Source organism: Actinacidiphila sp. bgisy160, assembly GCF_057707815.1.
On record NZ_JBYIQW010000074.1, the window covers coordinates 1 to 24,720 of the forward strand.

The window sequence follows — 24,720 nt, forward strand, 5'->3', positions numbered from 1 at the left end:
CAGCCGTGAACTCGGGCACTCGCCCACCGACCGGTCAGCGGCCGGCGGTCTGGCCGCCGTCCACGGGAAGGGTCACGCCCGTCACGAACGGGGCGTTCTCCAGGTAGAGCACCGCCTCGACGATGTCGTCGACCTCGCCCATGCGCCCGACCGGGTGCAGCGCGGCCAGCCACTCGTGGGTCTCCACCGGGTGCATCGGGGTCTTGATGGTGCCCAGTGCCACCGCGTTCGCGCGGATCCCCTGGGTCGCGTACTCGGTCGCCAGCGCCCGGGTCGCCGCCTGCAGGCCACCCTTCGTGAGCGAGGCCAGAACCGAAGTGATCTTCGCGTCCGCCTGGTCACCGAGGCTGCTGGAAATCTGGACCACGTGCCCGCCGCCCTGCTGCAGCATGCGCTCCACCGCCAGCTGCGTGATACGGAAGAAGCCGTCCACGTTGATGCCGAGCACGGTGCGGTAGTCCTCCTCGGTGTACTCCGTGAACGGCTTGGCCACGAAGACGCCGGCGTTGTTGACCAGCGTGTCCACCCGGCCGAAGCGCTCCACCGCCGTCGCGATCACACGCTCGGCCGTCTCCCACTCGGCGATGTCCCCCCGGACCGTCACCACTCCCGGGTCCGCCGACTCACCGATGTTCCGCGAGGTGGCGACGACCGCGTAGCCCAGCTTGCGGTACCCCTCGACGACTCCGGCACCGATGCCCTGCGACGCACCCGTGACGACCGCGACCTTTTGACCCTGAACGCTCATGGTGTTCCTTCTCCGTGGGGATGTGATGGAAGACCCGGCACTAGACGACCGGTCACCTACAAAGTAGACGACCGGTCGAGAACTGTCAAATAGGCGAAACACGGACGAAGGCGACGCCGCCGGAGGCCGCCTACCGGGCGCCGGGCGGGTCCATGCGGTGCGGGAATCCGACGCGCAGCACGAAGGCCGCCGCGGCCGCGGCCAGGACGACGAGTGCCGCCAGGACCAGCGCCTGCTGGTAACCGTGGCGCAACAGGGGCGCGACAGCCAGGGGGCCGAGGATCTGGCCCACCGAGTACCCGGCGGTCAGCAGGGCGACCGCGCGCGGGAACCGCAGATGCGTCCCGGCCGCGAGAGCGACCGTGCTCACGCCGATGAAGGTGGCGCCGAAGAGGAAGGCCGAGGCGAGCGCCGCGGCGGGCCCCGCGACCAGGGCGGGCAGTGCGATGCCAACGGCCTGCACGACCAGCGCGGCCAGCAGCACGTCCGGGCGGGACCAGCGCCGCCCCAGCCACGCCCACAGGGCGGCGGAGGGAACGGCCGCCAACCCGGCCAGCACCCAGGCGCCGGTGCCGAGCCGGCCGGGCGAGCCCTGGTCGATCGCGGCGACCAGGAAGGTGCCGGCGATGATGTAGCCGACGCCTTCCAGCGTGTACGAGGCGAACAGGGCACCGAACCAGCGGTGCGTGCGCGGCGCCGCCGTCTGCCTCCGCGCTCCGGGCGGCGCGGCCGGCGCGGCCTCCGTCCGCATGGTCCACGCGGCCACCGAGAGCAGCGCGGCGAGGGCGGCGGACGCCCACCACGCGGCCCGCCAGCCGGCGAACCCGCGCAGGACGAGGACGAGCAGCCCGGACAGGGCGATCCCGGCGCCGACCCCGCCGAGGCCCCAGCCGGTCAGATGGGCGGGGTGCTCACGCAGCCGCCCGAGGAGCGCGCTGACGGCGATGACGAAGACCGTGGCGCTGACCGCACCCGCGACCAGCCGCAGTACCAGCCACACCTCGGTGCTCTGCGAGAGCGGCATGGCGGCGAGGCTCGCGACGAGCAGCAGCAGCGAGCCGCGCAGGACGGCGGCGGAGCGCGTCAGCCGGGGGAGGAAGGTACCGGCGAGCGCCCCGGCGAGGTAGCCGATGTAGTTGGCGGTGGCCAGGTGCGCACCGGCCCCGGCCGTCAGACGCGCCTGAGCGTGCATCAGGGGGAGGATCGGGGTGTAGACGAAACGGCCGACCCCCATGGCCGCCGCCAGCGCCGCCGCGGCCTGGCCCACGTGGGCCCAGGGCGAGCCGAGGGCCCCGCCGGGTGCGGCGGCCGGACGCTGGATTGTTTCGCTCACGACATCTTCCTCGACGATGGTTCCGGTACGGGACGGACCACGGCCCCCCGTCGCGCCGTGCCCGGGCGAGGGGGAGCCGTGTGGGGGTGCCGCGTACGGCGGGGCGCGCGCGGTCAGGCGGCGCCGTCCGCCTTCCCCGGGTCATTGGGGTGCGACTGCAGCGCGGTCACGACAGCCGACATCCACGGCCACAGCGGCAGCGTGCCGAGGACCTTCTCGTAGAGCTCGGCCTCGTCGGCGGCGCGCCACAGGCCGATGCTGCGCAGTTCGCCCACCGGGCGCCACAGCCGGCCGAGGTGGCCGGTGGCGGCCAGTTCCCCGGCACGGACGGCCTCGGCCGCGCGACGCCGGTCGACCTCGGCCGGGTCGGTGCCCTCGGGAACGGTGGTGGTCAGCTCGACCAGGAACTCCTTCACGGTGTTGCCTCTCCTAGAACCTTGGAAAACAGAACCTGGAAAACAGCCGGAGCCATCGACGGGCGGGCGTCCGGGCCGGTGGCGTACCGCCGGTCCTCCGCTCCTCCCACCCTGCGCCCGCGGGCCGGGAGGGCGCCACGACCGGTTCCCTCCCTGCTGGGAGGCGGAACCTCACAACGGGCGCCGCCCGGCGGGCGGGTGGCCTTGGGCCTCAGTTGTCGGTGGCGATCCGGGAGACGTGGTAGGCGCGGATCAGCCAGCCGTCGCCCTCGCGCCGCAGGACCAGCGAGAGGTGCACGGGAGCCGTCCAGCCCTCCGCGCCCCGGAAGACGACGTCGGCGAAGCCGCCGGCCACCTGGTCGCCGATGCGGTAGCCCTGGACCTTCCCGACTTCCGCCCAGCGATCCTCCGTCACGGCCTCGTAGTAGGCGCGCACCGCCTCCCGGCCGGCCGTGGTTTCCGGCCCGAACCCCTGGAACAGGGCGTCGGAGGTGAACAGCTCGGCCATCTCGTCCGGCCGGTGGCCGTCGAAGGCGGCCTTCCAGCGGGACAGCGTCTGGCGCATCGGGTCGTTCGTGGCGTCCGCCGGATCAGCGCTCATGTCGGTTCTCCTCTGTGCTCAACGATAGGAAGGGCGGCGCCCGCCCGCGTGCGGAGGGCGTCCGGAACCAGGGCCGAATAAGATAGTCGACCGGTCTAATAAATTAGTCGGGCGGTCGTATACTGGCAAACACGGGACACCGGTGAAGCCGACGCGAAGCCCACGGCCGGCACCTCCCGGCTCCCCGCGCACCCCCCTCGCAAGCGTCGCCGCCCCGCAGGAGGAACACTCACATCATGGTCTCGCCACTGGCCGCACTCGGGGTCGACACCCCTGTCCTCGCCGCGCCGATGGCCGGCGGTCCCACCACCCCCGCACTGGTCGCCGCGGCCGCCCGGGCCGGCGGCCTGGGCTTCCTCGCCGGCGGGTACCGCACCGCCGCGGCGCTGGCCGAGCAGATCGCCGCTGTCCGGCCGTCGGGGATGCCCTTCGGCGTCAACCTCTTCGCGCCCAACCCCGTCCCGGTCGACCCCGGCGCCTTCCGGCGCTACGCCCGGGCGATCGCGCCCGACGCCGGGACACACGGCGTCGACACACTGACCGCGGAGATCGTCGAGGACGACGACCACTGGGCGGACAAGGTCGACCTGCTGCTCTCCGCGCCGGTGCCGGTGGTGAGCTTCACCTTCGGCATCCCGCGGGCCTCCGTCGTCTCCGCGCTGCGCGCCGCCGGGAGCCTGGTCGTGCAGACCGTCACCTCGGCCGCGGAGGCCCGGGCGGCCGCGGAGGCGGGCGCCGACGTGCTGGCCGCACAGGCGTCCGCCGCGGGCGGGCACTCGGGCACGCTCACCCCGCAGCGCATACCGGCGGCCGTCCCCCTGGAGGACCTGCTCGGCGAGGTGCGCGCGGCGGTGTCCCTGCCGCTCGTGGCCGCCGGCGGCCTGGCGACCCCGGCCGCCGTGGCCGGCGCGTTGCACGCCGGAGCCGACGCGGTCATGGTCGGCACCGTGCTGATGCGCGCCGACGAGGCCGGCACCTCCTCGCCGCACAGGGCGGCGCTGGCCGACCCGGCACGCACCGGGACGGTGGTGACCCGGGCGTTCACGGGCCGTCCGGCGAGGGCGCTGCGCAACGACTTCACCGATCGCCACACCGACGCGGCGCCGGCCGGTTACCCGGCCCTGCACCATTTGACCAGCCCGATGCGCAAGGCGGCCGCCGCCGCGGGCGACCAGGAGCGGATCCACCTGTGGGCCGGCACCGGCCACCGCCACGCCACCGAGGAGCCCGCGGAGCGGATCCTGCGGCGACTGGCGTCCGGAATCTGATCCCGGGCGCACGGGCGAGCCGGACACGGCGGCCCGCCCGGTCCGGCCCCTCAGGTCAGCGCGACGCCGAGCAGGACCTCGAGCTGGGCGATCGTCTCCTTGGGGTCCTTGGCGTGGACGCCCGCGAGCCCCAACTCCGCGGCCGGCGCGAGGTACTGCTCGGTGTCGTCCACGAACACGCAGGCCTCGGCGGGCAGACCGAGCCCCTGCAGAGCCAGTTCGAAGATGGCGGGCTCGGGCTTGCGCACCCCGTGGTGCCCGGAGATGACGACCGCGTCGTACGAACCCTCCAGGTCGTAGCCGTCGTACAGGTCCCACGGCGCGAAGCCGACGGAGTTGGAGAGGATCCCCACACGCACCCCGGCGCGCCGGGCGGCGGCCACGGCGTCGATCAGGGCCGTCTCGGGGCGGAGGTCGGCGAAGATCCGGCCCATGAGGTTGTCGGGCACCACGCCGAGACTGCGGGCCGCCGCGATGTTCCATTCCGTCTGGGTGATCGCGCCGCGTTCGAGCTCGTGGGTGCGCCGGGTCCCCTCCTCGTCGAGGTAGAGCGCGGTGATGCAGGCGCCCTCGGCCAGCCCCTCGCGCCGCTCGAAGGCGAGCACCGCGGGCAGCAGGGGCGTGGTGAGGACACCGCCGAAGTCGAGGATCAGGCCGGTGCGGTGGGACATGACGGAACTCCAGCGGTAGCGCGACGAGGACGCGTGCCGCCGCGATGCGGACGCGGCAGCCGCGTGTGGGCCCTCCGCCGGCGACGCTGCCGCGCGGTGCCCGAGGGGCCGGCCGGGAGCGGCGGCCGCGCGGACGGCACGCGCGGGGCGACGACCCGACGCCATCTTGTCATCCCCTCCCGCCACCCGCCCGGCCGCCCCTCCTCCGACCTGGGAACGAGCCCGCGGCACCGCATGCGTCACCACCTTGACCGGTGACGGGAGTGCGTGCGAGGGTTGCCGACGAGAACCCCAGGAACACGAAAGAAGGTTGGGAATGATCGACAGGCGGAGCTTCGGCAAGGTTTTCGGTGCGGGCGCGGCCGCGGCGTCGCTCGCGGGGCTGTCGGGCCTCGCGTCACAACCGGCCTCGGCGGCGACGTCGCACAGGCCGCGGCCGCGCACCGGCGGACCCACTCCCGTCCGGGGCACGTACACCTCGCTCGGCGCCCTCAAGCAGGTCGACGCCGGTGTCCTGAACATCGGTTACGCCGAGTCCGGCCCCGCCGGCGGCCCCGTGGTGATACTCCTGCACGGCTGGCCGTACGACATCCACAGCTACGTCGACGTCGCGCCCCTGCTGGCGGCGGAGGGCTACCGGGTCATCGTCCCGCACCTGCGCGGCCACGGCACGACGCGCTTCCTCTCGCCCCGGGCGTTCCGCAACGCCCAGCAGTCGGTGGTCGCGCTCGACGTCATCGCCCTGATGAACGCCCTGGGCATCGAGAAGGCGGTCCTCGCCGGCTACGACTGGGGTTCGCGCACCGCCGACATCATCGCCGCGGTCTGGCCCGAACGCTGCAAGGCCCTGGTCTCCGTCACGGGTTACCTGATCACCAACCGCGACGCCAACATGCAGCCGCTGCCGCCGAAGGCGGAGTGGGCGTGGTGGTACCAGTACTACTTCGCGACCGAGCGCGGCCGCCTCGGCCTGGAGGAGAACCGGCACGACCTCGCCCGCCTGGTCTGGGAGTTCAACTCCCCCACGTGGGAGTTCGACGACGCCACGTTCCGCCGCACCGCCGCGTCCTTCGAGAACCCGGACTACGTCGCCATCGTGCTCCACAACTACCGCTGGCGGCTCGGCCTCGCGAAGGGCGACCCGCGCTACGACCGCCTTGAGCGGCGGCTCGCCGCGGGCCCGATGATCGGGGTGCCCACCATCACCCTCGACGGCGAGGTCGATCCGTTCACCCCAGCGGGGGACGGAGCCGCCTACCGCGCCAGGTTCTCGGGCAAGTACGCCCATCGCACGCTGAAGGGCATCGGCCACAACGTGCCCCAGGAGGCACCGGAGGCCTTCGCGGCGGCCGTCGTGGACGCCGACTCCTTCTGAGTCCTTCCGAGAGGCCCGGCGAGGCGCTCGGCACGGGGCGAAGAACGCTGGTCGACCACGGCCTGACCACCGGTCACGAGATCATTTCGGGGCGGATCGATATCGCGACACCATCAGGTGCCGCGATATCGATCCGCCCCGTTCCGTTCCCGTCGCCGGGCGGGACCCCGGTGGGGTGCGGTGCGGGCCCGCTCCGGCACCCGCAGCCCACGCCTCGCGGTCTGCGCGCAAGCCACCGCCCCCGGCCGCGGAGCGGACGGGGGCGGCACGGACGGCCGGCGGACGTGCGGTCAGCCGAAGGTGAAGGAGTAGGCGCTGAGTCCGGGCGAGAGCTTCAGCGTCACGACACCCCGGCGGGACGAACTCCCGCTCACCACGCGGCGGATGCCGGGGGCGCCGGAGACGGCGAAGGTGCTGGTCCGCCCGTCCAGGGTGGCGGTCACGGTTCCGGTGCCGCCGACGTCGAAGTAGACGTCGCGGGCGAAGAAGTCCAGCGTGATCCCGGCGTCCCGCCCGCTGGTCAGCGCCTCCTGGCCGGCGTCCCAGGTCCCGGTCAGGGCTGCCTGGCCGGGAAGAAGGGCCTCCGGTCGGCGGAACACCCCGGTCCCCATGGTCACGGGTCCGTTCACCACGGCGGCGCTGCGGCCCGCCCCCAGCGGGATCTCCGGGGTCTGCCTCCGGTCGGTCGGGGTGCCGTCGGGGACGTCGGTGGGGGGCGGCAGCGCGACGCCGGGGCGCGCGTCGGTGAGCAGTCGCCGGATCAGCGACTCGGTGCCGCCGTAGCCGCCCTCGCCGACGGCGACGTGCCGGACCCTGCCATGGGCGTCGATCAGGTACTGGGTGGGCCAGGCCTGGTTGCCGAAGTTGTCCCAGGTCGCATAAGAGTTGTCCAGCGCCACCGGGTAGCCGACACCGAGCCGCCGGGCGCCCGCCTCGACGTTGCCGGGGACGCGCTCGAAGGCGTACTCGGGGGTGTGGACGCCGATCACCACGAGGCCGTCGGACCGGTAGTGCTCGTACCAGGCGTCGACGTGCTCGATGGCACGCTGGCAGTTGATGCAGGAGTAGGCCCAGAAATCGACGAGGACGACCTTGCCCGCCAGCGACTCCTTGGTCAGCGGCGCGTTCCCGGGGGTGTTGAGCCACTGCTGGATCCCCGAGATCTCCGGTGCCGCTCCGCAGTCCTGGAGGACGGACGCCGTTTCCTGCCCGCAGGAGCGCAGGTCCCGCGGGCCGGACGCGCCCGGCCCGCCGGGGAGCGCGGGGCCGGCGATCGCCTCGTTGACGCGGGAGGTGTAGTCGGGGACGGCCCGCTGCACGACGTCGGTGAGGTTGAAAGTGAGGCCGAAGGCCAGGACGACGAAGGTCAGTCCTGCGGCGAACCGCACCCCGCGCTGCCGTTCGCGGAACGCGCGCACCCGCTCGGCGATCCTCCGGCCGGCCAGCGCGAAGAACAGTAGCGGCACCGCCGTGCCGACCGCGAAGGCGACGGCGAGCACGACGGTCCCCGCGCCGATCCGGTGGGTGGCGCCGGCGACGGCGATCGCGGCCAGAACGGGGCCGGCGCAGGGCACGTAGACCGTGCCGAGCACGAGTCCCAGGAGGAACCCGCCGCGCCCGCCCCCGACGCGCCGCTGCCCGATGCGCGCGAACGGGCGCTCCAGCAGCTCCTGCACCGCCGGGAACATCATGGCCACGCCGAGCAGCAGGAGCGCCCCGAGGCCCACCCACCGGAGGATGTCCGGGGGCACCGGGAGGGCGCCGAGCACGAGGGTGCCGAACAGCGTGATGAGGCTGAAGCTGACGACCAGTCCGGCCATCACCGCGTACGGCCGGCTCCTTCGCGCCGGTCCCGCGTCCTGCCGGGCGGCGGGGACCCCGCCCGAGAGGAAGACCAGTGGCAGGACGGGGAGCACGCACGGTGAGACGGCGGTGACGAATCCGCCGACCAGCCCGATGAGCAGCAGCGTGAGCAAGACGACCTCCGGACGGGGCTTTCACGCAGACCCCGGTGAACGGCGGCGTGCCAAGGGCTCCGGGCCCCGGCACGACGCGGACGGACGGTGCCGCCGCGCATGCGCGGCGGCGGGTGCGCTCTCAGGCGACGGTGGCCGGGACGGTCACCGGGACGGCGGGCGCCGTGGAGCAGGGGCGGATCTGGTGGGCGCCGGCCCCGAGTCCGGCCGCGGCCTTCCGGCCCACGCCGCCGAACTCGGGGTGCAGCACGGCGCTGAGGGCGTAGTCACCCTGAGCGTGCCGGTGCCGGAGGGCGGCCTCGGCGACGACGGCCAGGTCCCGCACGCGCACCTTGCGCTGAGCGGCCGTGATCTTCTCCGCGCCCAGGAAGCACGTGGACGATCCGGCGGCGAGCAGCTGCTCGGGGTCGGCCGCCCGGCCGTCGCCGCCGCACTCCTTCGGGACGGCGAGGGGCAGGCCGAGGAGCCCGTCGCTGGACGCCGCCCGGCCGCTGTCGCGGCCCTCACCGCTGGCGGTGACGACGGCGGTGTGGTTCGTCTCGGTCACGATCATGCCTTTCCCGCGTGTCCCGGCCGGCCGGTCCGACAGATCACCTGTCAGGGTGGTGATGACTGTGACAGAACATCTCATCACCTGTCAAAGAGGTGACGTACTTCGTTCGCACGTCGACCAGCCCCGCGCCCGTGATGTGAGTCACCTCCTTGACAGGTGACGCATGACAGGACATCGTTCGACGGGACCGACACCCTTCCGCGGAGGAGACGACGCGATGCCGCCCACGCCACAGAAGACCCCCGATGCCGCCGCGGCGGCGCGCAGGGCCCGGTTCGGCAAACTGCCCGAGCGCATCCGGCCCGACCAGATGATCCAGGAGAGCCAGGCCACGGCACCCGACCCGGCCAGGAACGTGTACGCCGCCGACGAGTGGCTCGTCCGCTACTGCCTGTGAACCCCGCCGGCCCGCCGGCAGAGCAACGGAGGTTTCCCCGGTGCGCATCCCCAAGCCGCTCCTCGCGGCGTCCTTGACAGTGCTCGCGGCGGCCGTGAGCGTCGCCTGCTTCGCGCAGGTCGTCTGACCGCCCAGCCCCCGACCTCGCCGCGCCGGCCCGCCCCGACCACCATCGGGGCGGGCCGGCGCTGCCATGCCCGGCCCCGCCGGGCCCGACGGGCGGCGCTTGACGCCGCTTGAGACGACCGGTCATATTGATGTGACCGGGTGCCGCCGCGTTTGCCGCGGCGCCTGCCCCGGCCACCCCAACCCCCGGTCGATCCGTCGAGGAGAACCATGTCCACGTACCGCGCATTCGAGGTCACAGGCGCCGGCAACTTCGAACTCGTCACCCGCGAGGTCGCCGCCCCGCCCGCCGGGCACGTCCGGCTGAGGGTGGAGAACTGCGGCGTCTGCCACTCCGACGTGCTCGCCGTGGAGGGGCTGCGGGCCGACCCGTCGCAGCCGGTCGTCCCCGGCCACGAGGTCGTCGGCGTCATCGACGCCGTCGGCGAGGGCGTGACCACCTGGCGGGTCGGCGACCGTGTGGGCGTGGGCTTTCTGGGCGGACACTGCGGCCAGTGCACGCCCTGCCGCCGCGGTGACTTCGTCAACTGCACCGACCAGCCCCAGACCGGCACCACCACCGACGGCGGTTACGCCGAGGTGCTGATCACCCGCGGCAGCGGCCTGGTCCGGGTGCCGGACGAGCTTCCCTCCGCCCTCGCGGCCCCGCTGCTCTGCGCCGGCCTCACGACCTTCAGCGCCCTCAGCCGGCTGCACGTCCGCCCGGGCGGGATCGTGGCGATCCAGGGCATCGGCGGCCTCGGCCACCTGGGCCTCCAGTACGCCGCCCGGCTCGGCTACCGCGTCGTGGCCATCGCCCGCGGCGACGAGAAGGAGAAGCTCGCCCGCGAACTCGGCGCGAGCCACTACATCGACAGCTCCGCGCAGGACCCCGGAGCCGAACTCCGCAAGCTGGGCGGCGCGGACGCCATCGTCGCCACGGCGGCGAGCGGCACGTCGATGAGCCCGCTGGTCCCCGGACTCGCCGCGCGCGGGCACATGGTCGTGGTCGGCGTCTCCATGGACCCGCTCTCCGTCGCCACGCCCGACCTGATCTTCGGCCCGCGCACCATCACCGGCAGCCTGACCGGCTCCGCGATCGAGAACGAGGACAACCTCGAGTTCAGCTCGCGCACCGGTGTCCGCCCGATGATCGAGACGATGCCCCTGTCGCGGGCACCCGAGGCCTATGCGCACATGATGTCCGGGAAGGCCCGCTTCCGGGTGGTGCTGGACGCCGCGGCCTGACCCAGCGCGTGCCCTGCCGGGTGTTGACAGGTCGGAGACGACCGGCCATATTGCGTGCGGAGGAGGTGGCGCCATGGCCCGGCAGAGCATGCGAGAGGCGATCGTCGACGCGGCGGTCGCGCAGTTCCACGCGAAGGGGTACAACGCCGCGGGCGTGAAGGACATCACGGACGCGGCCGGAGTGCCGAAGGGGTCGTTCTACAACCACTTCGACAGCAAGGAGGCGCTGGCCCTCGTCGCGCTCGACCGCTACGGCGCGGGCCGGCGGACGCACGTGCTGGCGGAACCCGGCACCGCGCCGCTCGTGCGGCTGCGCGAGCACTTCGAGTTCCTGCGCGACGAGACCGTGGACGCGGACTTCACCCGGGGCTGCATGTTCGGCAACTTCGGCGCCGAGATCGCCGACCACAGCGAGACGATCCGCGCCGGCGTCCGCGCGTCCCTCGGCGTGTGGGCCTCGCTGATCGCCGGCGCGCTCGCCGAGGCACAGCGAGCCGGCGAGCTGCGGACGGACCTGGACACCGGGCGGACGGCACGGTTCGTGCTCAACGCCTGGGAGGGCACGCTGATCACCGCGCGTTCCGGCCGGTCGGGCGAGGCCTTCGAGGACTTCTTCGACACGGTGTTCGGGACCCTGCTGACACCTCCGCCCGCCCCGCCGGCGGGCACGGCCTGACGCGCCACGACGGGACGGTGCCCGATCGCCCCCACGGCGACCGGGCACCGTCCCTCAGCGTTCCCCCGGCCGTTCGAGCACCGGCTTCACGTCCAGGATGGGCGTGCCGTCCAGCGCCTCCAGGTCCCGCACCCGCAACCGCAGGCCGTCGGCCTCGACGACCCGGACGCGGTGCAACCCGACCGGGTTCGGCCGGTCCGGCGACCGTGTGGCGAACACCCCGGTGAGCGGCCGCTCCCGGTCTCCCCGCGGACGCACCTCCAGCACGTCCCTGCGGGCCCGGTCCAGCCACGTCAGCACGAGCACGTCCGTGCCGGCCCGCACCCCGCACAGCGCCCCCGCGACCCGGGGCTCGAAGACCAGCCACGCCTCCGGGGACCCTTCGTCACCCTGCTTCGGGGCCTCGTCCCGGCACCGCAACGGTGACTCGACGTACCCCACGGCCCGCAGGACGTACTCCGGCCCCGACAACCCGTCCATCCGCCACCTCCCTCCGGCGTCACGATGTGCCACCGCGCCCTCCGCCCCTGCCGTGCGGACGACCCGGACAGGGCACAGTGATGATCCTGCATCACGCGACGGGAAAGCGGACCACCATGTGCGTGATCGACACCGCGGCCAAGGCGGCCATGGTGGCCGGATTCCTTCGTGACCATCCGGACGCGGGGCGAAGTGGTACGGCGCACCCCGCGCCGGCGGCTGCGACGAGGTGCCGTGGGCCGGCGTCCCCGGCTGCCCCGCGGACCCGCGGACCGTCCTCCACGCGCTGCCCGACGAACGCGCCGCCCCGAGGCCGCGCGGGTGCTCGCCGGCGTCCTGATGGACGGGGTCTTCCGGACGACGTCTTCCGGACGGGGGCCGCGATGCCGGTCGCCCTGCCGTTCGTCATCCGCCCCGCCGCCGGTGCGGACGTCCCGGTGCGCTCCGCGCTGTCCGACCTCTTCGCCGTCGCGGCCGAACTCGCCGAGCCGGTCGGTGCGGGGGACGAGCGCGCGGTGCGCCTCTGGGGACCGGGCGCCGACCAGCCGGAACGCGCCGGCTGCCGGGCGGTGCGGGCCGCGCACGCCGCCCTGGTCCGTCCGATGCCCGACGACGCGCCGCCCTACTGACGGGGCAGCCGGGAAAGACCTGGTCCGGGCCGCCTCCCCCATCTCACCTGGGCGGAGTCCGGGCCCGGTTGGGGCGCGGAACCGGCCGCGGCACCTCTGCCGCGGGCCACCACCCCTCGATTGGCCCTGGCCGGTCGCGTACGGACCTCCGTAGGCTCGCCGGTATGCGGATTCGTATCGTCGACGCCTTCACCGACCGCCCGTTCGCCGGCAACCCCGCGGGCGTACTGCTGCTCGACGCGGACGGCTTCCCCGACGACGGCTGGCTGCAGCGGGTGGCCGCGGAGGTCAACCTCTCCGAGACCGCCTTCGCCCACCCCACGCCGGGCGCCCAGGACGCGGACTGGGCACTGCGCTGGTTCACTCCCAAGGCCGAGGTGAACATGTGCGGGCACGCCACGCTCGCCACCGCGCATGTCCTGCACAGCACCGGCCTCACCAGCGGCCCGGTGCGGTTCGGCGCCCGCTGCGGCGTCCTCACCACGACGGCAGACGACGACGGCACCATCACCATGGACTTCCCGGTCGCCCCGCTGACCTCGGTCGTGGTCACGGACGAGATCACCGCCGCGATCGGCGCCGAGGTGCTGTCGGTGCACGAGACCGGGGACGACGTGGGCGACCTGCTGGTGGAGGTCGCCGACGAGAAGACCGTGCGGGCGCTGACGCCCGATATCGCCGCCGTCGCCGCGCTGCCCTCCAGGCGCGGCCTCATCGTGACCGCCGCGGCCGAGTCCCCGGCGACGACCGGCTACGACTTCGTCTCGCGCGGCTTCTTCCCCGCCGTCGGCATCGACGAGGACCCGGTCACCGGCAGCGCCCACACCGCCCTGGCGCCGTTCTGGTCGCGGCGTCTGGGCCGCGACGAGCTCACCGGACTACAGGCCTCCGCGCGTTCCGGCCTGGTGCGCACGGTGCTCAGCGGTGACCGCGTACGGCTCAGCGGCCGTGCCGTCACCGTGATCGACGGCGAGTTGCACGCCCACCCGTAGCGCGGACTCACGCGGTCGGCAGCCAGTCCACCTTCCCGGCGAGCAGCGCGTAGCCCACGAAGGCCACGATGTCGATCAGCGCGTGGGCCGCCACCAGCGGCCCCACCCGGCCCCAGCGCCGGTAGAGCAGGACGAAGACGACGCCCATCGCCATGTTCCCGATGAGCCCGCCGATGCCCTGGTAGAGGTGGTACGAGCCGCGCAGCACACTGCTGGCCACCAGTGCGCCGACCGGCGTCCAGCCCAACTGGCCCAGTCTGCGCAGCAGGTAGCCGACGACGACGACCTCCTCGAGCACGGCGTTCTGGATCGCGGAGGCGATCAGCACGGGGATCTTCCACCAGACGTCGGGCAGTGACTCCGGAACGACGGTGAGGTTGAACCCGGAGGCGCGCGCGCCCAGGTAGAACAGCAGCCCCGTCCCCCCGATGGCGGCCGCCAGCGCGGCGCCGCGCAGCAGGTCGGTCCGCGGGCGCCGCAGGTCGAAGCCGATGGCCGGCATGCCCGTACCCTCGCGGGCCAGCAGGTGGGCGACGAGGGCGACCGGGACGAGCGCGGTGGCGACGCCGAACAGCTGCCACGACAGGTCCAGCCACGGACGGCCCGGAGCCTGCGAACCGACGAGGGTGGCCGCCTGGTCCTTGAGCCCACCGGGCTTGGTCAGCGACCCGATGAAGCTGATCAGCGCCGAGAGCGCGCTCGCCCCGAGCGACAGCGCGAGCACGAGGAGGGTCTCGCTGCGCAGCGTGCGCGGGCCGAGCCGCTCCACCGCCCCGGTCCTGGACCCGCCCGGCTCCACCGAATCACTGTCCACAGATTCCTCCACCCGCGCCATCCTGCCTCATGGGCCCGATGGCGCGGGCGGCGGCTCAGCGTTCTCGCGGCCACTCGTGCACGGGGGCGCCGGTGTGCATCAGCTCGCAGTAGCGCAGGGTCATCGCGGCCAGTGCCCGCTGCCGGTCCAGCCCGCGGTCCAGCTCCTGGTGGAAGGCGACGGCCTGCCACTCGGCGCCGTTCATGCGGTTGCGGCAGCGGCCCTCGATGATGCCGAGGTAGTGGTCCCGGTCCACCGGGTCGATCCCCCACGCGTCCAGTCCCGCGGACGCCATCGGCAGCAGTTCGTCCCGTACGAGCTCGACGGCCCCGATCTCCACGAGACCGCTGCCGCGGCCTGGCCGGGGCCAGGTCAGCACCGCGTCGATGCCGTACCGGCAGGCGGCGTCGAAGTTCGCCGCGGCCGCGGCGAACGGCAGCCGGCTCCACACCGGGCGCGACGCCTCGGCGAGGGAGCGGACGAGCCCGTAGTAGAAGGCGGTGTTGGCGAGCACGTCGGCGACGGTGGGCCCGGCGGGCATCACCCGGTTCTCGACGCGCAGGTGGGGTACGCCGTCGACCACCGCGTACACCGGGCGGTTCCAGCGGTAGATCGTGCCGTTGTGCAGCGTGAGTTCCTTCAACTGCGGCACCCCGCCCTCGTCGAGGACGTGCAGCGGGTCTTCGTCCTCGCAGATGGGCAGCAGCGAGGGGAAGTAGCGCACGTTCTCGGCGAAGAGGTCGTAGGCGGAGTCGATCCAGCGCTCGCCGAACCACGTCAGCGGGCGCACGCCCTGGGCCCGGTGCTCCTCGGGGCGGGTGTCGGTGGCCTGCTGGAAGAGCGTGGGGCGGGTCTCCCGCCACAGTTCACGGCCGAACAGGAAGGGGGAGTTGGCGCCGAGCGCGACCTGGGGGCCGGCCGCCACCTGCGCGGCGTTCCACACCGCGGCGAAGCGCGCGGGAGTGACCTGGAGATGCATCTGCATCGACGTGCACGCGGCTTCCGGGGCGATCGAGCCGGAGACGCAGGTCAGCCGCTCCACTCCGGAGATGTCCAGGGTGATGTCCTCGCCGCGGGCGGCGAGGATGCGGTCGTTGAGCAGCATGTAGCGGTCGACGCGGGAGAGGTTGGCACCGACCAGGTCCTGCGCGCCGAGGGTGGGCAGGATTCCCACCATCACGATGCGGGCGCCGACCTCGCGGGCCTTTGTCTCGGCATATCCCAGACCCATGCGCAACTCTTCTGCGAGGCGGTCCAGGACCCGGCCGGAAAGCCGGTGCGGCGCGATGTTCACTTCGATGTTGAACTGTGCGAGCTCGGTCTGGAAATCGCGGCTCGCGATGCGCTCGAGGACCTCCTCGTTCATCATGCGCGGCAACCCGTCGCGGTCGGTGAGATTGAGTTCGATCTCCAGCCCCATCAGATTGCGGGGACGGTCGAATCGCTTCTCCTCCAGCAGTCGCTCCAACCCCAGCAGGCACTGCTTCAGCTTCCTGCGGTACCGCTGGCGGTCGGCCAGGTCGAACCCCGTGGCCACGACCTTTTCCCCCATCGGAGGTCCTTCCTCGAGTGGGCCGTGATCACATCATGCCCAGCCCTGAGATCGATAAGGCCCCCGGCGCCGCCCCTGAGCCGCTAAGCTGGCCGCGAGCACCGTCTCGCGGCACATTCCGCGGGCATGGACAGAATTCACATGCCGGCGGCGGTCCTCTCGTGAAAAACACCGACGAGATTCAGCCATCCGCAGTAGCGCGGAAAACGCAGTTCACGGGGTCGGCGGCGGTGCAATTGGGGAGCTATTACCCGTCCAGGGTGACCCGGAACCGCCTTGCCCGTAATATCGCTGACGGCTAGATGAAACACTGCGCGAACACTCCTCGTATATCCTTCGTTCACAGGCAGAGCCTCCGCGACCCGCCGCGCGCCCGCGACGCACCGGCCACGGGAAGGGATCCGCATGCCCACGCTGATTCCGTACGTCGCCGCCCCCGCGCGCCCCGCGGATCCGGACTGTCCCGGCCTGCCGCCGTGTCGTCTGCTCCATCGCTGACAGTGCTGTCCGCACCCCACCGAAGCACCCCCGTGTCTCCTCATGAGAGGCCGCCCACCATGCCGCTGCAGGTAGCCCCAGCCCCCGCTCCCGCCCTGCGGAGCGTTCTCGCCGCCCTGAGTTCCCCGACCGCCGTCCGCGAGGCCCGCACCCCCTCGCTGCGCAACGCCACGGGGCCACTGGTCGCCGAGCACCCGCTCCCCCTGCATGTCCTCGACCCCGTGATCACCGGACCGGGAGGACTGCCCCGGGCGCGCCTGACCGGCTGGCGCTTCCACATCCGCGCCGACGAGAAGGTGGCCGCCGCGGGCGAGACCGTGGACACCCCGGACGGCTGGGCGTTCTCGCACTTCTGCGAGGGCCCCTACCTGGCCTCCACCGAGCGCGCGCTGCGCCAGGCCGACGCACTCACCACCCCGTACCAGCCGCACCTGCTCTCGGTACCGGGTCTCTACATGCTGACGCTGTGGCTGCACGGGGACGTCGCGGCGGACGCGGGCACGGCGCAGCCGGCCCCCTCCGACCTGCTGATCCCGCTGGCGCCGGCCCCACCGGGGATCGCCGCGCACCGTATGCACCGGCTCTCCGACCTGGTGCCGGTGCTGACCCTGCGGCTGGCTCCGCCACCACTGCTCGGCACCACCGCCTGAGGCTCCCGGCTGGGGCCACCCGCGCACGCCTCCGTGACCGTCCGGTCACGGAGGCGTTGCATTGTCCGGGCAACCGCCCGCGAGAGTGAATGCGTCCCCAACCAACGAGGACAGCTCACGCGAAATCCCTGCGGAAATCGCTCAGTAGAGCAACACTGGGACCGACCGACTGAACGGGGGAGCGGCATGACCGAGGTTCCTACCCAAGGCAGCCGTACTTCACACCACTCGCAGCGAAAGACGTCGTCCATGTGCCCGCACCAGCCGCAATGCCCGTCCGCCGGCAGCCCCGACCGCGAGGCCGCCCACATCATGGCCAGCCACCCCGAGCAGGGCTGGAGCCTGCTGTGCAACGGCGTCCTGCTCTTCGAGGACACCGGTGAGCTCCTCCCCGACGGGCAGATCATCGCCCCGCACCGCCCGCTCGGCAGCGAGCACATCGTCACAGCGGCCTGACCGGGCCGGGAACGACACAGGGCCGACCCCGCTTCAGCAGCGGGGCCGACCCTTGCGCGTCAACCGCCCTTACGCGTCGTACTCGTCCAGCGGGGGGCAGGAGCAGACCAGATTGCGGTCACCGAAGGCGCCGTCGATGCGGCGGACCGGCGGCCAGTACTTGTCCGCGGCCGACACACCGGCGGGGAAGACCGCCTCCTCACGGGAGTACGCGTGCTCCCAGTCGCCGCCCAGCGCCGCCGCGGTGTGCGGGGCGTTGCGCAGCGGGTTGTCCTCCTTGGGCCACTCCCCCGAGCCGACCCGATCGATCTCCGCGCGAATCGCGATCATCGTGTCGCAGAAGCGGTCGAGCTCCGCGAGGTTCTCGCTCTCCGTCGGCTCGATCATCAGCGTCCCGGCCACCGGGAACGACATCGTCGGCGCGTGGAAGCCGTAGTCGATCAGGCGCTTGGCGACGTCGTCGACCGTCACGCCCGTCTCCTTGGTCAGCGGGCGCAGGTCGATGATGCACTCGTGCGCGACGAGCCCGCCCGGGCCGGTGTAGAGCACCGGGAAGTGCGGCTCCAGGCGCTTGGCGATGTAGTTCGCGCTGAGCACCGCCACCTGGGTGGCGCGCTTGAGGCCCTCGCCGCCCATGAGCCGCACGTACGCCCAGGAGATCGGCAGGATGCCGGCCGAGCCCCACGGCGCGGCCGAGATCGGGCCGACGCCCGTCTCCGGGCCGGCGGTCGGCTGGAGCGGGTGGTTGGGCAGGTACGGGGCGAGGTGGGAGCGGACCGCGACCGGGCCGACGCCGGGGCCGCCGCCGCCGTGCGGGATGCAGAAGGTCTTGTGCAGGTTCAGGTGCGACACGTCGCCGCCGAAGTGGCCGGGCTTCGCCAGGCCCACCAGGGCGTTGAGGTTCGCGCCGTCCACGTAGACCTGGCCGCCCGCGTCGTGCACCGCGGCGCAGATGTCGCCGATGTGCTCCTCGAAGACACCGTGCGTGGAGGGGTAGGTGACCATGAGCACGGCGAGCTCGTCGCGGTGCTGCTCGATCTTGGCGCGCAGGTCCTCGACGTCGACCTCGCCGTCGCCTGCGGTCTTCACGACGACGACCCTCATGCCGGCCATCACGGCGCTGGCGGCGTTGGTGCCGTGCGCGGAGGACGGGATGAGGCAGACCGTGCGCTGGGAGTCGCCGTTGGCGCGGTGGTAGGCGCGGACGGCCAGCAGGCCGGCGAGCTCACCCTGGGAGCCGGCGTTCGGCTGGAGGCTGACCTTGTCATAGCCGGTGACCTCGGCGAGGCGCTCCTCCAGCTCGCGGATGAGGGTCAGGTAGCCCTCGGCCTGGTCGGCCGGCGCGAAGGGGTGCAGCGCGCCGAACTCGGGCCAGGTGACCGGTTCCATCTCGGTGGTCGCGTTGAGCTTCATGGTGCAGGAGCCCAGCGGGATCATGCCGCGGTCCAGCGCGTAGTCACGGTCGGCGAGGCGGCGCAGGTAGCGCAGCATCGCGGTCTCGGAGCGGTGCTGGTGGAAGACCGGGTGGGTCAGGTAGTCCACGCCGCGGGTCAGACCGGCGGGCAGCGCGTCCTCGGTGGTCGCGTCCAGGGCCTCGAGGTCGCCGGTGACGCCGAAGGCACCCCAGACCGCGTCGAGGTCCGCGCGGCCGGTGGTCTCGTCGCAGGCGATGCCGACCAGGTCGGTGCCGACCTGGCGCAGGTTGACCCCGGCCGCACGGGCGGCGGCCACGACCTCGGCGGCACGGCCGGGCACACGGGCGGTGACGGTGTCGAAGAAGGAGCCGGTGGTCACCTCGACGCCGCCGGCGCGCAGGCCCGCGGCGAGCAGCGCGGCATAGCGGTGGGTGCGGCGCGCGATCTGCGCCAGGCCCTCCGGGCCGTGGTAGACCGCGTACATGCCGGCCATGACGGCGAGCAGCACCTGCGCGGTGCAGATGTTGCTGGTGGCCTTCTCGCGGCGGATGTGCTGCTCGCGGGTCTGCAGCGCCAGGCGGTAGGCCTTGTCGCCGTCGGCGTCGACGGAGACGCCGACCAGGCGGCCGGGCAGGTTGCGGGCGTACGCCTCGCGGACCGCCATGTAACCGGCGTGCGGGCCGCCGAAGCCCATGGGCACGCCGAAGCGCTGGGTGGTGCCGACCGCGATGTCGGCGCCGAGCTCGCCCGGGGAGGTGAGCACGGTCAGGGCCAGCAGGTCGGCCGCGACGGTGACGATCGCGCCCAGCCCGTGGGCCTGCTCTATGACGGGCTTCAGGTCGCGCACGGCGCCGGAGGCGCCCGGGTACTGCAGCAGCACGCCGAAGACACCGCGCTCGGCGATCTCAGCCGGGATGCCCTCGCTGAGGTCGGCGACGACGATCTCGACGCCGGTGGGCTCGGCGCGGGTCTCGATCACGGCGACGGTCTGCGGGAAGGTGTCGGCGTCGATCAGGAAGACGCCGTCCTTGACCTTGCCGACGCGGCGGGCGAGAGCCACCGCCTCGGCGGCCGCGGTGCCCTCGTCGAGCAGCGAGGCACCGGAGGTGGGCAGCCCGGTGAGGTCGGCGACGACCGTCTGGAAGTTCAGCAGGGCCTCCAGGCGGCCCTGGGAGATCTCCGGCTGGTAGGGCGTGTACGCCGTGTACCAGGCGGGGTTCTCCATGACGTTGCGCAGGATGACCGGCGGGGTGAAGGTGCCGTAGTAGCCGAGGCCGATCATGGGCCGCAGCACCTGGTTGCGGTCGGCGAGCGAGCGCAGCTCGGCGAGGACCTCGGGCTCGGTGCGGGCGTCGGACAGCCCGAGCGCCTCGGCGCTCTTGATGGTGTCCGGGACGGCGGCGTCGGTCAGCTCGTCCAGCGAGCCGTAGCCGACCTGCGCGAGCATCTTGGCCTGCGCACCGGCGTCGGGCCCGATGTGGCGCTGCTCGAAGGGGATGCCGCGCTCCAGCTCGGAGAGTGGGATGCGGTTGGCGGTCATCTGCGGAGGCCTCCTGGTCTGGCGCGACACGGCCTCCCCCTCTGTCATCTGAACCTGAGAGCTTCACCGTCCCGCACGTGCCGGGGCGGCTTTCACCGTCGGTGAGGAAGCGGCCGCGCACAGGGTGTGCCGCCCTTCCTGCTTTCCAGAGTGACCTCGCCCATGCGGTACGGATGCCTGAGAGATTCCGGGGAGGGTTTGCTCCTTCGGCGCCGGGCGGGCGGTTCCCCGCGTCGCCAGGACTCTCCCGCAAGGGGTCAGCAGCCGCTGCCAGCGTACCAGCGCGGTCCGGGGACGGGTCATGTGACAGCCGCCACCTTTCATGCCTAAATAGGATTAATCGCGACCAGTTGGAGGGACCGTGCAGACCGGTATCGATCCGCGCAGCCTCATCGGGCGCCGGGCCTTCGACCGCAACGGGATGAAGATCGGGACGGTCGACGAGGTCTACCTCGACGACGCCACCGGAGAGCCCGAATGGGCCGCGGTGCGCACCGGTCTGTTCAGCCGCGACGCGTTCGTGCCGCTGGAACCGAGCGAGTTCACCGGGGAAGAGCTGCGCGTGCCGTTCGACAAGTCACTGATCAAGGACGCCCCGGACTTCGGCGTGGGCCGGCACCTCTCCCCCGAGCAGGAGCTCCAGCTCTACCACCACTACGGCATGAGCGGGCCTTCCCTGTCCGGCCCGGTGCCGGAGCCCCCGCCGGACCGCGACTTCGGCACGCTGGCCGGCGACAGCTGACGCGGGAGCCCCGGCGGGCCCGGTAACACCAGCGGGAGCGGCTCGGACGGCTCCAGCTCCGGGTCGGTCACCGCGAAGGTGCGCACCCGGCCCGGCACCGTCGAGTCCGGTTCCTCGAAGCGGACGGTGACCCTCCCGACGCCGCTGCCCTGCACCCACCCGGCGCCGTACCGGGTGTGCCGTACGTCCTGGCCCGGCACCCACCTCCGCTCGGCCGGCCCGGCTTCGCGGGCTTCCTCCGCGGGCCGCTCCGGCGCCCTCTCGGACGGGCCGGACTCCTCGCCCGCCGTGCTCTCCACCCGTTCCGCCGCCTGGGCGAACAGGTCCTCCTGCGTGTAGTCGGCGAGCCCCGCGACACCGACCCCGAGCAGCCGGACACCGCCGGTGATGTCCACGGCCTCCAGCAGCCGCGCCGCGGTCTCCCGGACCACCGTGAGGTCGTCGGTGGGGGCGCGCAGGGTCTCCGAACGGGTCAGGGTCGTGAAGTCGTACCGCCGTACCTTCAGCACGACGGTGCGTCCCGAGCGGCCCGCGGAGCGCAGCCTGCGCACACAGCGGTCGGCCAGCCGGTCCACCTCGAGCCGGACCCGTACGCGGTCGGTGAGGTCGACGTCGAAGGTGTCCTCGACCGAGACCGACTTGCTCTCGCGGTCCGCGACCACGGGCCGCTCGTCGATCCCCAGGGCCATCCCGTGCACATGGGCACCGTGTGCCTTGCCGAGCAGCCGCACCAGCTCGGCCTCCCCCGCCTCCACGACCTCGCCGACCGTCACGATGCCCGCCCGCCGCAGGTGCTCCGCCGTCGCCGGCCCCACGCCGGGCAGGGTGCGCACCTGCATGGGCGCCAGCAGCTCACGCTCGGTGCCGGGCTCGATGACCACCAGCCCGTCCGGCTTGGCCTGCTCCGAGGCGATCTTGGCGAGCAGCTTGGAGCCCGCGAGACCCACCGAGCCGGTGAGCCCGGTCGCCCGCCGGATGTCCGCCCGCAGCCGCTCCCCCACCGCGCGCGGGTCGTCCCCGATCCCGCCCGCCTCCAGGTCCACGAAGGCCTCGTCCAGACTGAGCGGCTCGACCAGCGGCGACAGCCGCGACAGCAGCTCCATGACGGTGTCGCTGATCTGCCGGTAGACAGCGAAGCGCGGCACGAGATACGCGGCGTTCGGGCACAGCCGGCGCGCGTGGGCCATCGCCATCGCCGAGTGCACGCCGTGCACCCGGGCCTCGTACGACGCGGTCGCCACCACACCGCGCGGACCAAGACCCCCCACGACGACCGGCTTCCCCCGCAGACTCGGCTTCGCGGCCTGCTCGACGGCGGCGAAGAACGCGTCCATGTCCAGATGGAGGATGGTCGGCGCGCTTCTCACAGTCACCGATGCTGCACCATGGGTCCGACATCCGCCGTACAGGTGTACGGCGGAGGAGTGGGGCGCGTCGCGGTCCGTCCGGTTCAGCCCGCGCGGTTGCGGCGCCGCGCCAGCTCGTCACCCGGGTTGTGGCCGACCACGGTCTCCCCGGTGTCGACCCGCTCGGAGTGCAGCTGCGACAGGGCGCCCTCGACGTCCCGCCACACCACGCCCACGGCGATGCCGAAGATCCCCTGGCCGCCCTGGAGGAGGTCGACGACCTCGTCGGGGGAGGTGCACTCGTACACCGTCGCGCCGTCGCTCATCAGCGTCATCCGGGTGAGCTCGGCGGGCGCGCTGGAGCGCAGGTGCTGCACGGCGGTGCGGATGTTCTGCAGCGAGACGCCCGTGTCGAGGAGCCGCTTGACGATCTTGAGGACCACGACGTCCCGGAAGCTGTACAGCCGCTGCGTCCCCGAGCCGTAGGCGGGCCGGATGCTCGGCTCCACGAGCCCGGTCCGCGCCCAGTAGTCGAGCTGGCGGTAGGTGATGCCGGTCGCCGCGCAGGCGGTGGGCCCGCGGTAGCCGACCCGTTCACCGGCCCCCTCCGGCTGCTGTCCCGAGGTGCCGCCCGAACCCCCTCCGGGGGGCGTCGCTGCGTTGCGGGCCAAGGCCCCGCGCATCGGATACGGGCCGCCGAAGGCCGTACCGTCGCCGGTGCTTCTCACGCCGACCTCCCGTCCCTTCGCACCCCTCAGGGCACGCGCACGTGCCATCGGGACTTTCCTTCTCGACGGTAGGCAGTCACTCCGGGTGCGTCAACGATCGCCACGCTCGGCACGCCGAGTGATATCAACCCCAGAGGTGGTTTCCCGTGTCCACGGTGGGGGTAGGGCTGGACGAATGGCCTCCGCGGGCCCTCATTGACTACTGGTACCGAAGTCCTCAGGCGAGATCTGGTCGAGGAACTCGCGGAACTTCTCGACCTCGTCCTCCTGCTCGTCGGGAATGGCGATGCCGGCGTCGTCGAGCACACCGTCGCTCCCGAAGATGGGGGTTCCGGTGCGCAGCGCGAGCGCTATGGCATCCGAGGGACGGGCGCTCACCTCCACGCCACTGGCGAACACCAGCTCGGCGTAGAAGACGCCGTCGCGCAGATCCGTGATCCGGACCTCGGTCAGCGTCTGGCCGACGGCCTCGAGCACGTCCTTGAACAGATCATGGGTCAGCGGCCGCGCGGGCGTCATGCCCTGCTGCGCGAAAGCGATGGCGGTGGCCTCCCCCGGCCCGATCCAGATGGGCAGGTAGCGGTCGCCTCCCACTTCCCGCAGGAGCACAATCGGCTGGTTGGAGGGCATTTCGACCCGGACACCCACGACGTCGAGCTCGTTCACACAGCAACCCTAGGCCGTGCCCGGCCGGTTTGGGTAGTCGGGACGGGCCCGGCCGGTCCCCGGCCGGGCGTGTCCTGGCCATGTCGGCTCAGAAGAGCCGAACCCTGAGCGCGGACTGCACCAGCGCCGCGTGCAGCCGCACCGACAGCGCCGCCAGCTCGCGCGCGGTGGCCTCCGCGTGCGTCCTGGTCTGCGGATTACGGTGCCTGCGCAGGGGCGCGACCACCTGCTCCACCAGACCGGCCTCACGATCGGCGGCGGCCTTCACCGCGCGCAGATGACGCGGTTCGAGCCCGAATCGGCCCAGATCTGCCACGATCTTGGCGATGTTCACCGTTTCGGCGTCGTAGTCACCGTCGGGACCGGACTCGACCAGTCCGTACGCCTCCCACTGGGCGAGTTCGCCCGCTTCGGCGCCCGTGGCGGCCAGCAACTCGTCCCGGCCGATGCGCAGCGCCGCGGGTGCATCCCGCTCCGCCGCGCCGCCGACCTCGATCAGCTCCCGGGACTCCGCGGAGGACGGGACGGGCAGCGGCAGCGGTTCGCCGCGGTCGAGGGCGTCGAGGTGCTCGCGGATCACTTTCAGCGGAAGATAGTGGTCGCGCTGCATGCGCAGCACGTGCCCGAGCCGCTCCACGTCCCGGACGGTGAACTTCCGGTACCCCGACGGGGTGCGTTGCGGCTCCACCAGCCCCTCCGCCTCCAGGAAGCGGATCTTGGAGATGGTGACCTCCGGGAACTCCTCCCGCAACTCATTGAGCACCGCCCCGATGCTCAGCAGCCGGTCGTCCGCGGTGGCGGTGCCGTTGCCGGCACCGCCCGACGGTGTACGAAGCATGAACCTT

25 protein-coding genes and 2 riboswitches are annotated in these 24,720 nt (G+C 72.8%); of the genes, 10 read left to right on the top strand and 15 right to left on the bottom strand.

Translation table 11 applies throughout. The annotated features are described in order from the left end of the window. Positions 1–34: 34 nt before the first annotated feature. The 4 genes from AC3EUJ_RS33945 to AC3EUJ_RS33960 all read right to left on the bottom strand — a co-directional run bounded on the left by AC3EUJ_RS33945 (position 35) and on the right by AC3EUJ_RS33960 (position 3,098). Positions 35–748, bottom strand: a complete 714-nt coding sequence (locus AC3EUJ_RS33945; protein WP_431968308.1) for an SDR family NAD(P)-dependent oxidoreductase — start codon at positions 746–748, stop codon at positions 35–37. 130 nt (positions 749–878) lie between these two features. Next, positions 879–1,982, bottom strand: coding sequence for a YbfB/YjiJ family MFS transporter (locus AC3EUJ_RS33950; RefSeq protein WP_431968357.1), 1,104 nt, complete (start codon positions 1,980–1,982; stop codon positions 879–881). A gap of 212 nt (positions 1,983–2,194) precedes the next feature. Continuing rightward, a complete protein-coding gene (locus AC3EUJ_RS33955) occupies positions 2,195–2,497 on the bottom strand; it encodes a muconolactone Delta-isomerase family protein (protein WP_431968310.1) in 303 nt (100 codons plus the stop codon). A gap of 211 nt (positions 2,498–2,708) precedes the next feature. After that, entirely contained in the window at positions 2,709–3,098 is a 390-nt protein-coding gene (locus AC3EUJ_RS33960) for a YybH family protein (RefSeq protein ID WP_431968311.1), read from the bottom strand. A 236-nt stretch (positions 3,099–3,334) separates the two neighbouring features. On the opposite strand from AC3EUJ_RS33960, the gene AC3EUJ_RS33965 reads away from it, so the two are divergent. After that, positions 3,335–4,366, top strand: a complete 1,032-nt coding sequence (locus AC3EUJ_RS33965; RefSeq protein WP_431968313.1) for a nitronate monooxygenase — start codon at positions 3,335–3,337, stop codon at positions 4,364–4,366. Between the two features lie 50 nt (positions 4,367–4,416). Here the strand turns inward: AC3EUJ_RS33965 and AC3EUJ_RS33970 are convergent, their stop codons facing one another. Further along, the gene (locus AC3EUJ_RS33970) at positions 4,417–5,037 is read right to left on the bottom strand and encodes an HAD-IA family hydrolase (RefSeq protein WP_431968315.1); all 621 of its coding nucleotides are present in this window, start codon (positions 5,035–5,037) and stop codon (positions 4,417–4,419) included. Between the two features lie 316 nt (positions 5,038–5,353). On the opposite strand from AC3EUJ_RS33970, the gene AC3EUJ_RS33975 reads away from it, so the two are divergent. Further along, positions 5,354–6,412, top strand: coding sequence for an alpha/beta fold hydrolase (locus tag AC3EUJ_RS33975; RefSeq protein WP_431968317.1), 1,059 nt, complete (start codon positions 5,354–5,356; stop codon positions 6,410–6,412). Between the two features lie 290 nt (positions 6,413–6,702). On the opposite strand, the gene AC3EUJ_RS33980 is transcribed toward AC3EUJ_RS33975, so the two are convergent. Together AC3EUJ_RS33980 and AC3EUJ_RS33985 are read right to left on the bottom strand one after the other, a co-directional pair. Further along, entirely contained in the window at positions 6,703–8,388 is a 1,686-nt protein-coding gene (locus tag AC3EUJ_RS33980) for a cytochrome c biogenesis protein DipZ (protein ID WP_431968319.1), read from the bottom strand. Between the two features lie 121 nt (positions 8,389–8,509). Further along, on the bottom strand, positions 8,510–8,935 hold the full coding sequence (locus AC3EUJ_RS33985; RefSeq protein ID WP_431968321.1) for an OsmC family protein: 426 nt from the start codon (positions 8,933–8,935) through the stop codon (positions 8,510–8,512). A 223-nt stretch (positions 8,936–9,158) separates the two neighbouring features. Here AC3EUJ_RS33985 and AC3EUJ_RS33990 point away from each other — a divergent pair, with 223 nt between their 5' ends. The 3 genes from AC3EUJ_RS33990 to AC3EUJ_RS34000 all read left to right on the top strand — a co-directional run bounded on the left by AC3EUJ_RS33990 (position 9,159) and on the right by AC3EUJ_RS34000 (position 11,367). Further along, positions 9,159–9,338 carry a hypothetical protein gene (locus tag AC3EUJ_RS33990; RefSeq protein WP_431968323.1) on the top strand — a complete coding sequence of 60 codons (180 nt, stop codon included), beginning with the start codon at positions 9,159–9,161 and terminating at the stop codon, positions 9,336–9,338. A 336-nt stretch (positions 9,339–9,674) separates the two neighbouring features. Then, complete coding sequence (locus AC3EUJ_RS33995) at positions 9,675–10,691, top strand: alcohol dehydrogenase catalytic domain-containing protein (protein WP_431968325.1); 1,017 nt, start codon at positions 9,675–9,677, stop codon at positions 10,689–10,691. A 73-nt stretch (positions 10,692–10,764) separates the two neighbouring features. Next, positions 10,765–11,367 carry a TetR/AcrR family transcriptional regulator gene (locus AC3EUJ_RS34000; RefSeq protein ID WP_431968327.1) on the top strand — a complete coding sequence of 201 codons (603 nt, stop codon included), beginning with the start codon at positions 10,765–10,767 and terminating at the stop codon, positions 11,365–11,367. A 54-nt stretch (positions 11,368–11,421) separates the two neighbouring features. Here the strand turns inward: AC3EUJ_RS34000 and tsaA are convergent, their stop codons facing one another. After that, a complete protein-coding gene (gene tsaA, locus AC3EUJ_RS34005) occupies positions 11,422–11,847 on the bottom strand; it encodes a tRNA (N6-threonylcarbamoyladenosine(37)-N6)-methyltransferase TrmO (protein WP_431968329.1) in 426 nt (141 codons plus the stop codon). Between the two features lie 383 nt (positions 11,848–12,230). Between tsaA and AC3EUJ_RS34010 the strand changes: the two genes are divergently transcribed. Together AC3EUJ_RS34010 and AC3EUJ_RS34015 are read left to right on the top strand one after the other, a co-directional pair. Further along, entirely contained in the window at positions 12,231–12,476 is a 246-nt protein-coding gene (locus AC3EUJ_RS34010) for a hypothetical protein (RefSeq protein ID WP_431968331.1), read from the top strand. Positions 12,477–12,640: 164 nt separating this feature from the next. After that, complete coding sequence (locus tag AC3EUJ_RS34015) at positions 12,641–13,468, top strand: PhzF family phenazine biosynthesis protein (RefSeq protein ID WP_431968333.1); 828 nt, start codon at positions 12,641–12,643, stop codon at positions 13,466–13,468. Between the two features lie 7 nt (positions 13,469–13,475). Here the strand turns inward: AC3EUJ_RS34015 and AC3EUJ_RS34020 are convergent, their stop codons facing one another. Next, positions 13,476–14,303: a CPBP family intramembrane glutamic endopeptidase gene (locus tag AC3EUJ_RS34020; protein ID WP_431968335.1), complete on the bottom strand. Its 828-nt coding sequence runs from the start codon at positions 14,301–14,303 to the stop codon at positions 13,476–13,478. Between the two features lie 34 nt (positions 14,304–14,337). Further along, the gene (locus AC3EUJ_RS34025; protein WP_431968337.1) at positions 14,338–15,834 is read right to left on the bottom strand and encodes a glutamate-cysteine ligase family protein; all 1,497 of its coding nucleotides are present in this window, start codon (positions 15,832–15,834) and stop codon (positions 14,338–14,340) included. Between the two features lie 557 nt (positions 15,835–16,391). Between AC3EUJ_RS34025 and AC3EUJ_RS34030 the strand changes: the two genes are divergently transcribed. Both AC3EUJ_RS34030 and AC3EUJ_RS34035 read left to right on the top strand, forming a co-directional pair. Further along, positions 16,392–16,982, top strand: a complete 591-nt coding sequence (locus AC3EUJ_RS34030; RefSeq protein ID WP_431968339.1) for a hypothetical protein — start codon at positions 16,392–16,394, stop codon at positions 16,980–16,982. A 249-nt stretch (positions 16,983–17,231) separates the two neighbouring features. Continuing rightward, positions 17,232–17,438 (top strand): DUF5999 family protein, encoded by a 207-nt coding sequence (locus AC3EUJ_RS34035; RefSeq protein WP_326578093.1) that lies wholly within the window; start codon positions 17,232–17,234, stop codon positions 17,436–17,438. A gap of 69 nt (positions 17,439–17,507) precedes the next feature. Here the strand turns inward: AC3EUJ_RS34035 and gcvP are convergent, their stop codons facing one another. Beyond that, positions 17,508–20,393, bottom strand: coding sequence for an aminomethyl-transferring glycine dehydrogenase (gcvP, locus tag AC3EUJ_RS34040; RefSeq protein ID WP_431968341.1), 2,886 nt, complete (start codon positions 20,391–20,393; stop codon positions 17,508–17,510). 31 nt (positions 20,394–20,424) lie between these two features. Next, positions 20,425–20,548: riboswitch (glycine riboswitch) on the bottom strand. Then, positions 20,549–20,653, bottom strand: a riboswitch (glycine riboswitch). A gap of 101 nt (positions 20,654–20,754) precedes the next feature. Here gcvP and AC3EUJ_RS34045 point away from each other — a divergent pair. Then, positions 20,755–21,135: a PRC-barrel domain-containing protein gene (locus AC3EUJ_RS34045; protein ID WP_431968343.1), complete on the top strand. Its 381-nt coding sequence runs from the start codon at positions 20,755–20,757 to the stop codon at positions 21,133–21,135. Here the strand turns inward: AC3EUJ_RS34045 and AC3EUJ_RS34050 are convergent. The 4 genes from AC3EUJ_RS34050 to ftsR all read right to left on the bottom strand — a co-directional run bounded on the left by AC3EUJ_RS34050 (position 21,048) and on the right by ftsR (position 24,713). Continuing rightward, on the bottom strand, positions 21,048–22,502 hold the full coding sequence (locus tag AC3EUJ_RS34050; RefSeq protein ID WP_431968359.1) for a DNA polymerase IV: 1,455 nt from the start codon (positions 22,500–22,502) through the stop codon (positions 21,048–21,050). The genes AC3EUJ_RS34045 and AC3EUJ_RS34050 overlap by 88 nt on opposite strands. An 83-nt stretch (positions 22,503–22,585) precedes the next feature. Continuing rightward, positions 22,586–23,257 (bottom strand): MerR family transcriptional regulator, encoded by a 672-nt coding sequence (locus AC3EUJ_RS34055; protein WP_431968345.1) that lies wholly within the window; start codon positions 23,255–23,257, stop codon positions 22,586–22,588. Positions 23,258–23,401: 144 nt separating this feature from the next. Further along, positions 23,402–23,875: a bifunctional nuclease family protein gene (locus AC3EUJ_RS34060; protein ID WP_431968347.1), complete on the bottom strand. Its 474-nt coding sequence runs from the start codon at positions 23,873–23,875 to the stop codon at positions 23,402–23,404. A gap of 88 nt (positions 23,876–23,963) precedes the next feature. After that, positions 23,964–24,713, bottom strand: coding sequence for a transcriptional regulator FtsR (gene ftsR / locus AC3EUJ_RS34065; RefSeq protein ID WP_431968349.1), 750 nt, complete (start codon positions 24,711–24,713; stop codon positions 23,964–23,966). Positions 24,714–24,720 lie beyond the last annotated feature (7 nt).

Coding starts and splice junctions, on each gene's coding strand:
- AC3EUJ_RS34030 (WP_431968339.1), top strand. CDS start 16,392: ATGCCGCTGCAGGTAGCCCCAGCCCCCGCTCCCGCCCTGCGGAGCGTT.
- tsaA (WP_431968329.1), bottom strand. CDS start 11,847: ATGGACGGGTTGTCGGGGCCGGAGTACGTCCTGCGGGCCGTGGGGTAC.
- AC3EUJ_RS33960 (WP_431968311.1), bottom strand. CDS start 3,098: ATGAGCGCTGATCCGGCGGACGCCACGAACGACCCGATGCGCCAGACG.
- AC3EUJ_RS33990 (WP_431968323.1), top strand. CDS start 9,159: ATGCCGCCCACGCCACAGAAGACCCCCGATGCCGCCGCGGCGGCGCGC.
- AC3EUJ_RS33975 (WP_431968317.1), top strand. CDS start 5,354: ATGATCGACAGGCGGAGCTTCGGCAAGGTTTTCGGTGCGGGCGCGGCC.
- AC3EUJ_RS34035 (WP_326578093.1), top strand. CDS start 17,232: ATGTGCCCGCACCAGCCGCAATGCCCGTCCGCCGGCAGCCCCGACCGC.
- ftsR (WP_431968349.1), bottom strand. CDS start 24,713: ATGCTTCGTACACCGTCGGGCGGTGCCGGCAACGGCACCGCCACCGCG.
- AC3EUJ_RS33970 (WP_431968315.1), bottom strand. CDS start 5,037: ATGTCCCACCGCACCGGCCTGATCCTCGACTTCGGCGGTGTCCTCACC.
- AC3EUJ_RS34025 (WP_431968337.1), bottom strand. CDS start 15,834: ATGGGGGAAAAGGTCGTGGCCACGGGGTTCGACCTGGCCGACCGCCAG.
- AC3EUJ_RS34000 (WP_431968327.1), top strand. CDS start 10,765: ATGGCCCGGCAGAGCATGCGAGAGGCGATCGTCGACGCGGCGGTCGCG.
- AC3EUJ_RS33950 (WP_431968357.1), bottom strand. CDS start 1,982: ATGGGGGTCGGCCGTTTCGTCTACACCCCGATCCTCCCCCTGATGCAC.
- AC3EUJ_RS33945 (WP_431968308.1), bottom strand. CDS start 748: ATGAGCGTTCAGGGTCAAAAGGTCGCGGTCGTCACGGGTGCGTCGCAG.
- gcvP (WP_431968341.1), bottom strand. CDS start 20,393: ATGACCGCCAACCGCATCCCACTCTCCGAGCTGGAGCGCGGCATCCCC.
- AC3EUJ_RS34020 (WP_431968335.1), bottom strand. CDS start 14,303: ATGGCGCGGGTGGAGGAATCTGTGGACAGTGATTCGGTGGAGCCGGGC.
- AC3EUJ_RS33965 (WP_431968313.1), top strand. CDS start 3,335: ATGGTCTCGCCACTGGCCGCACTCGGGGTCGACACCCCTGTCCTCGCC.
- AC3EUJ_RS34010 (WP_431968331.1), top strand. CDS start 12,231: ATGCCGGTCGCCCTGCCGTTCGTCATCCGCCCCGCCGCCGGTGCGGAC.
- AC3EUJ_RS34015 (WP_431968333.1), top strand. CDS start 12,641: ATGCGGATTCGTATCGTCGACGCCTTCACCGACCGCCCGTTCGCCGGC.
- AC3EUJ_RS33995 (WP_431968325.1), top strand. CDS start 9,675: ATGTCCACGTACCGCGCATTCGAGGTCACAGGCGCCGGCAACTTCGAA.
- AC3EUJ_RS34055 (WP_431968345.1), bottom strand. CDS start 23,257: ATGGCACGTGCGCGTGCCCTGAGGGGTGCGAAGGGACGGGAGGTCGGC.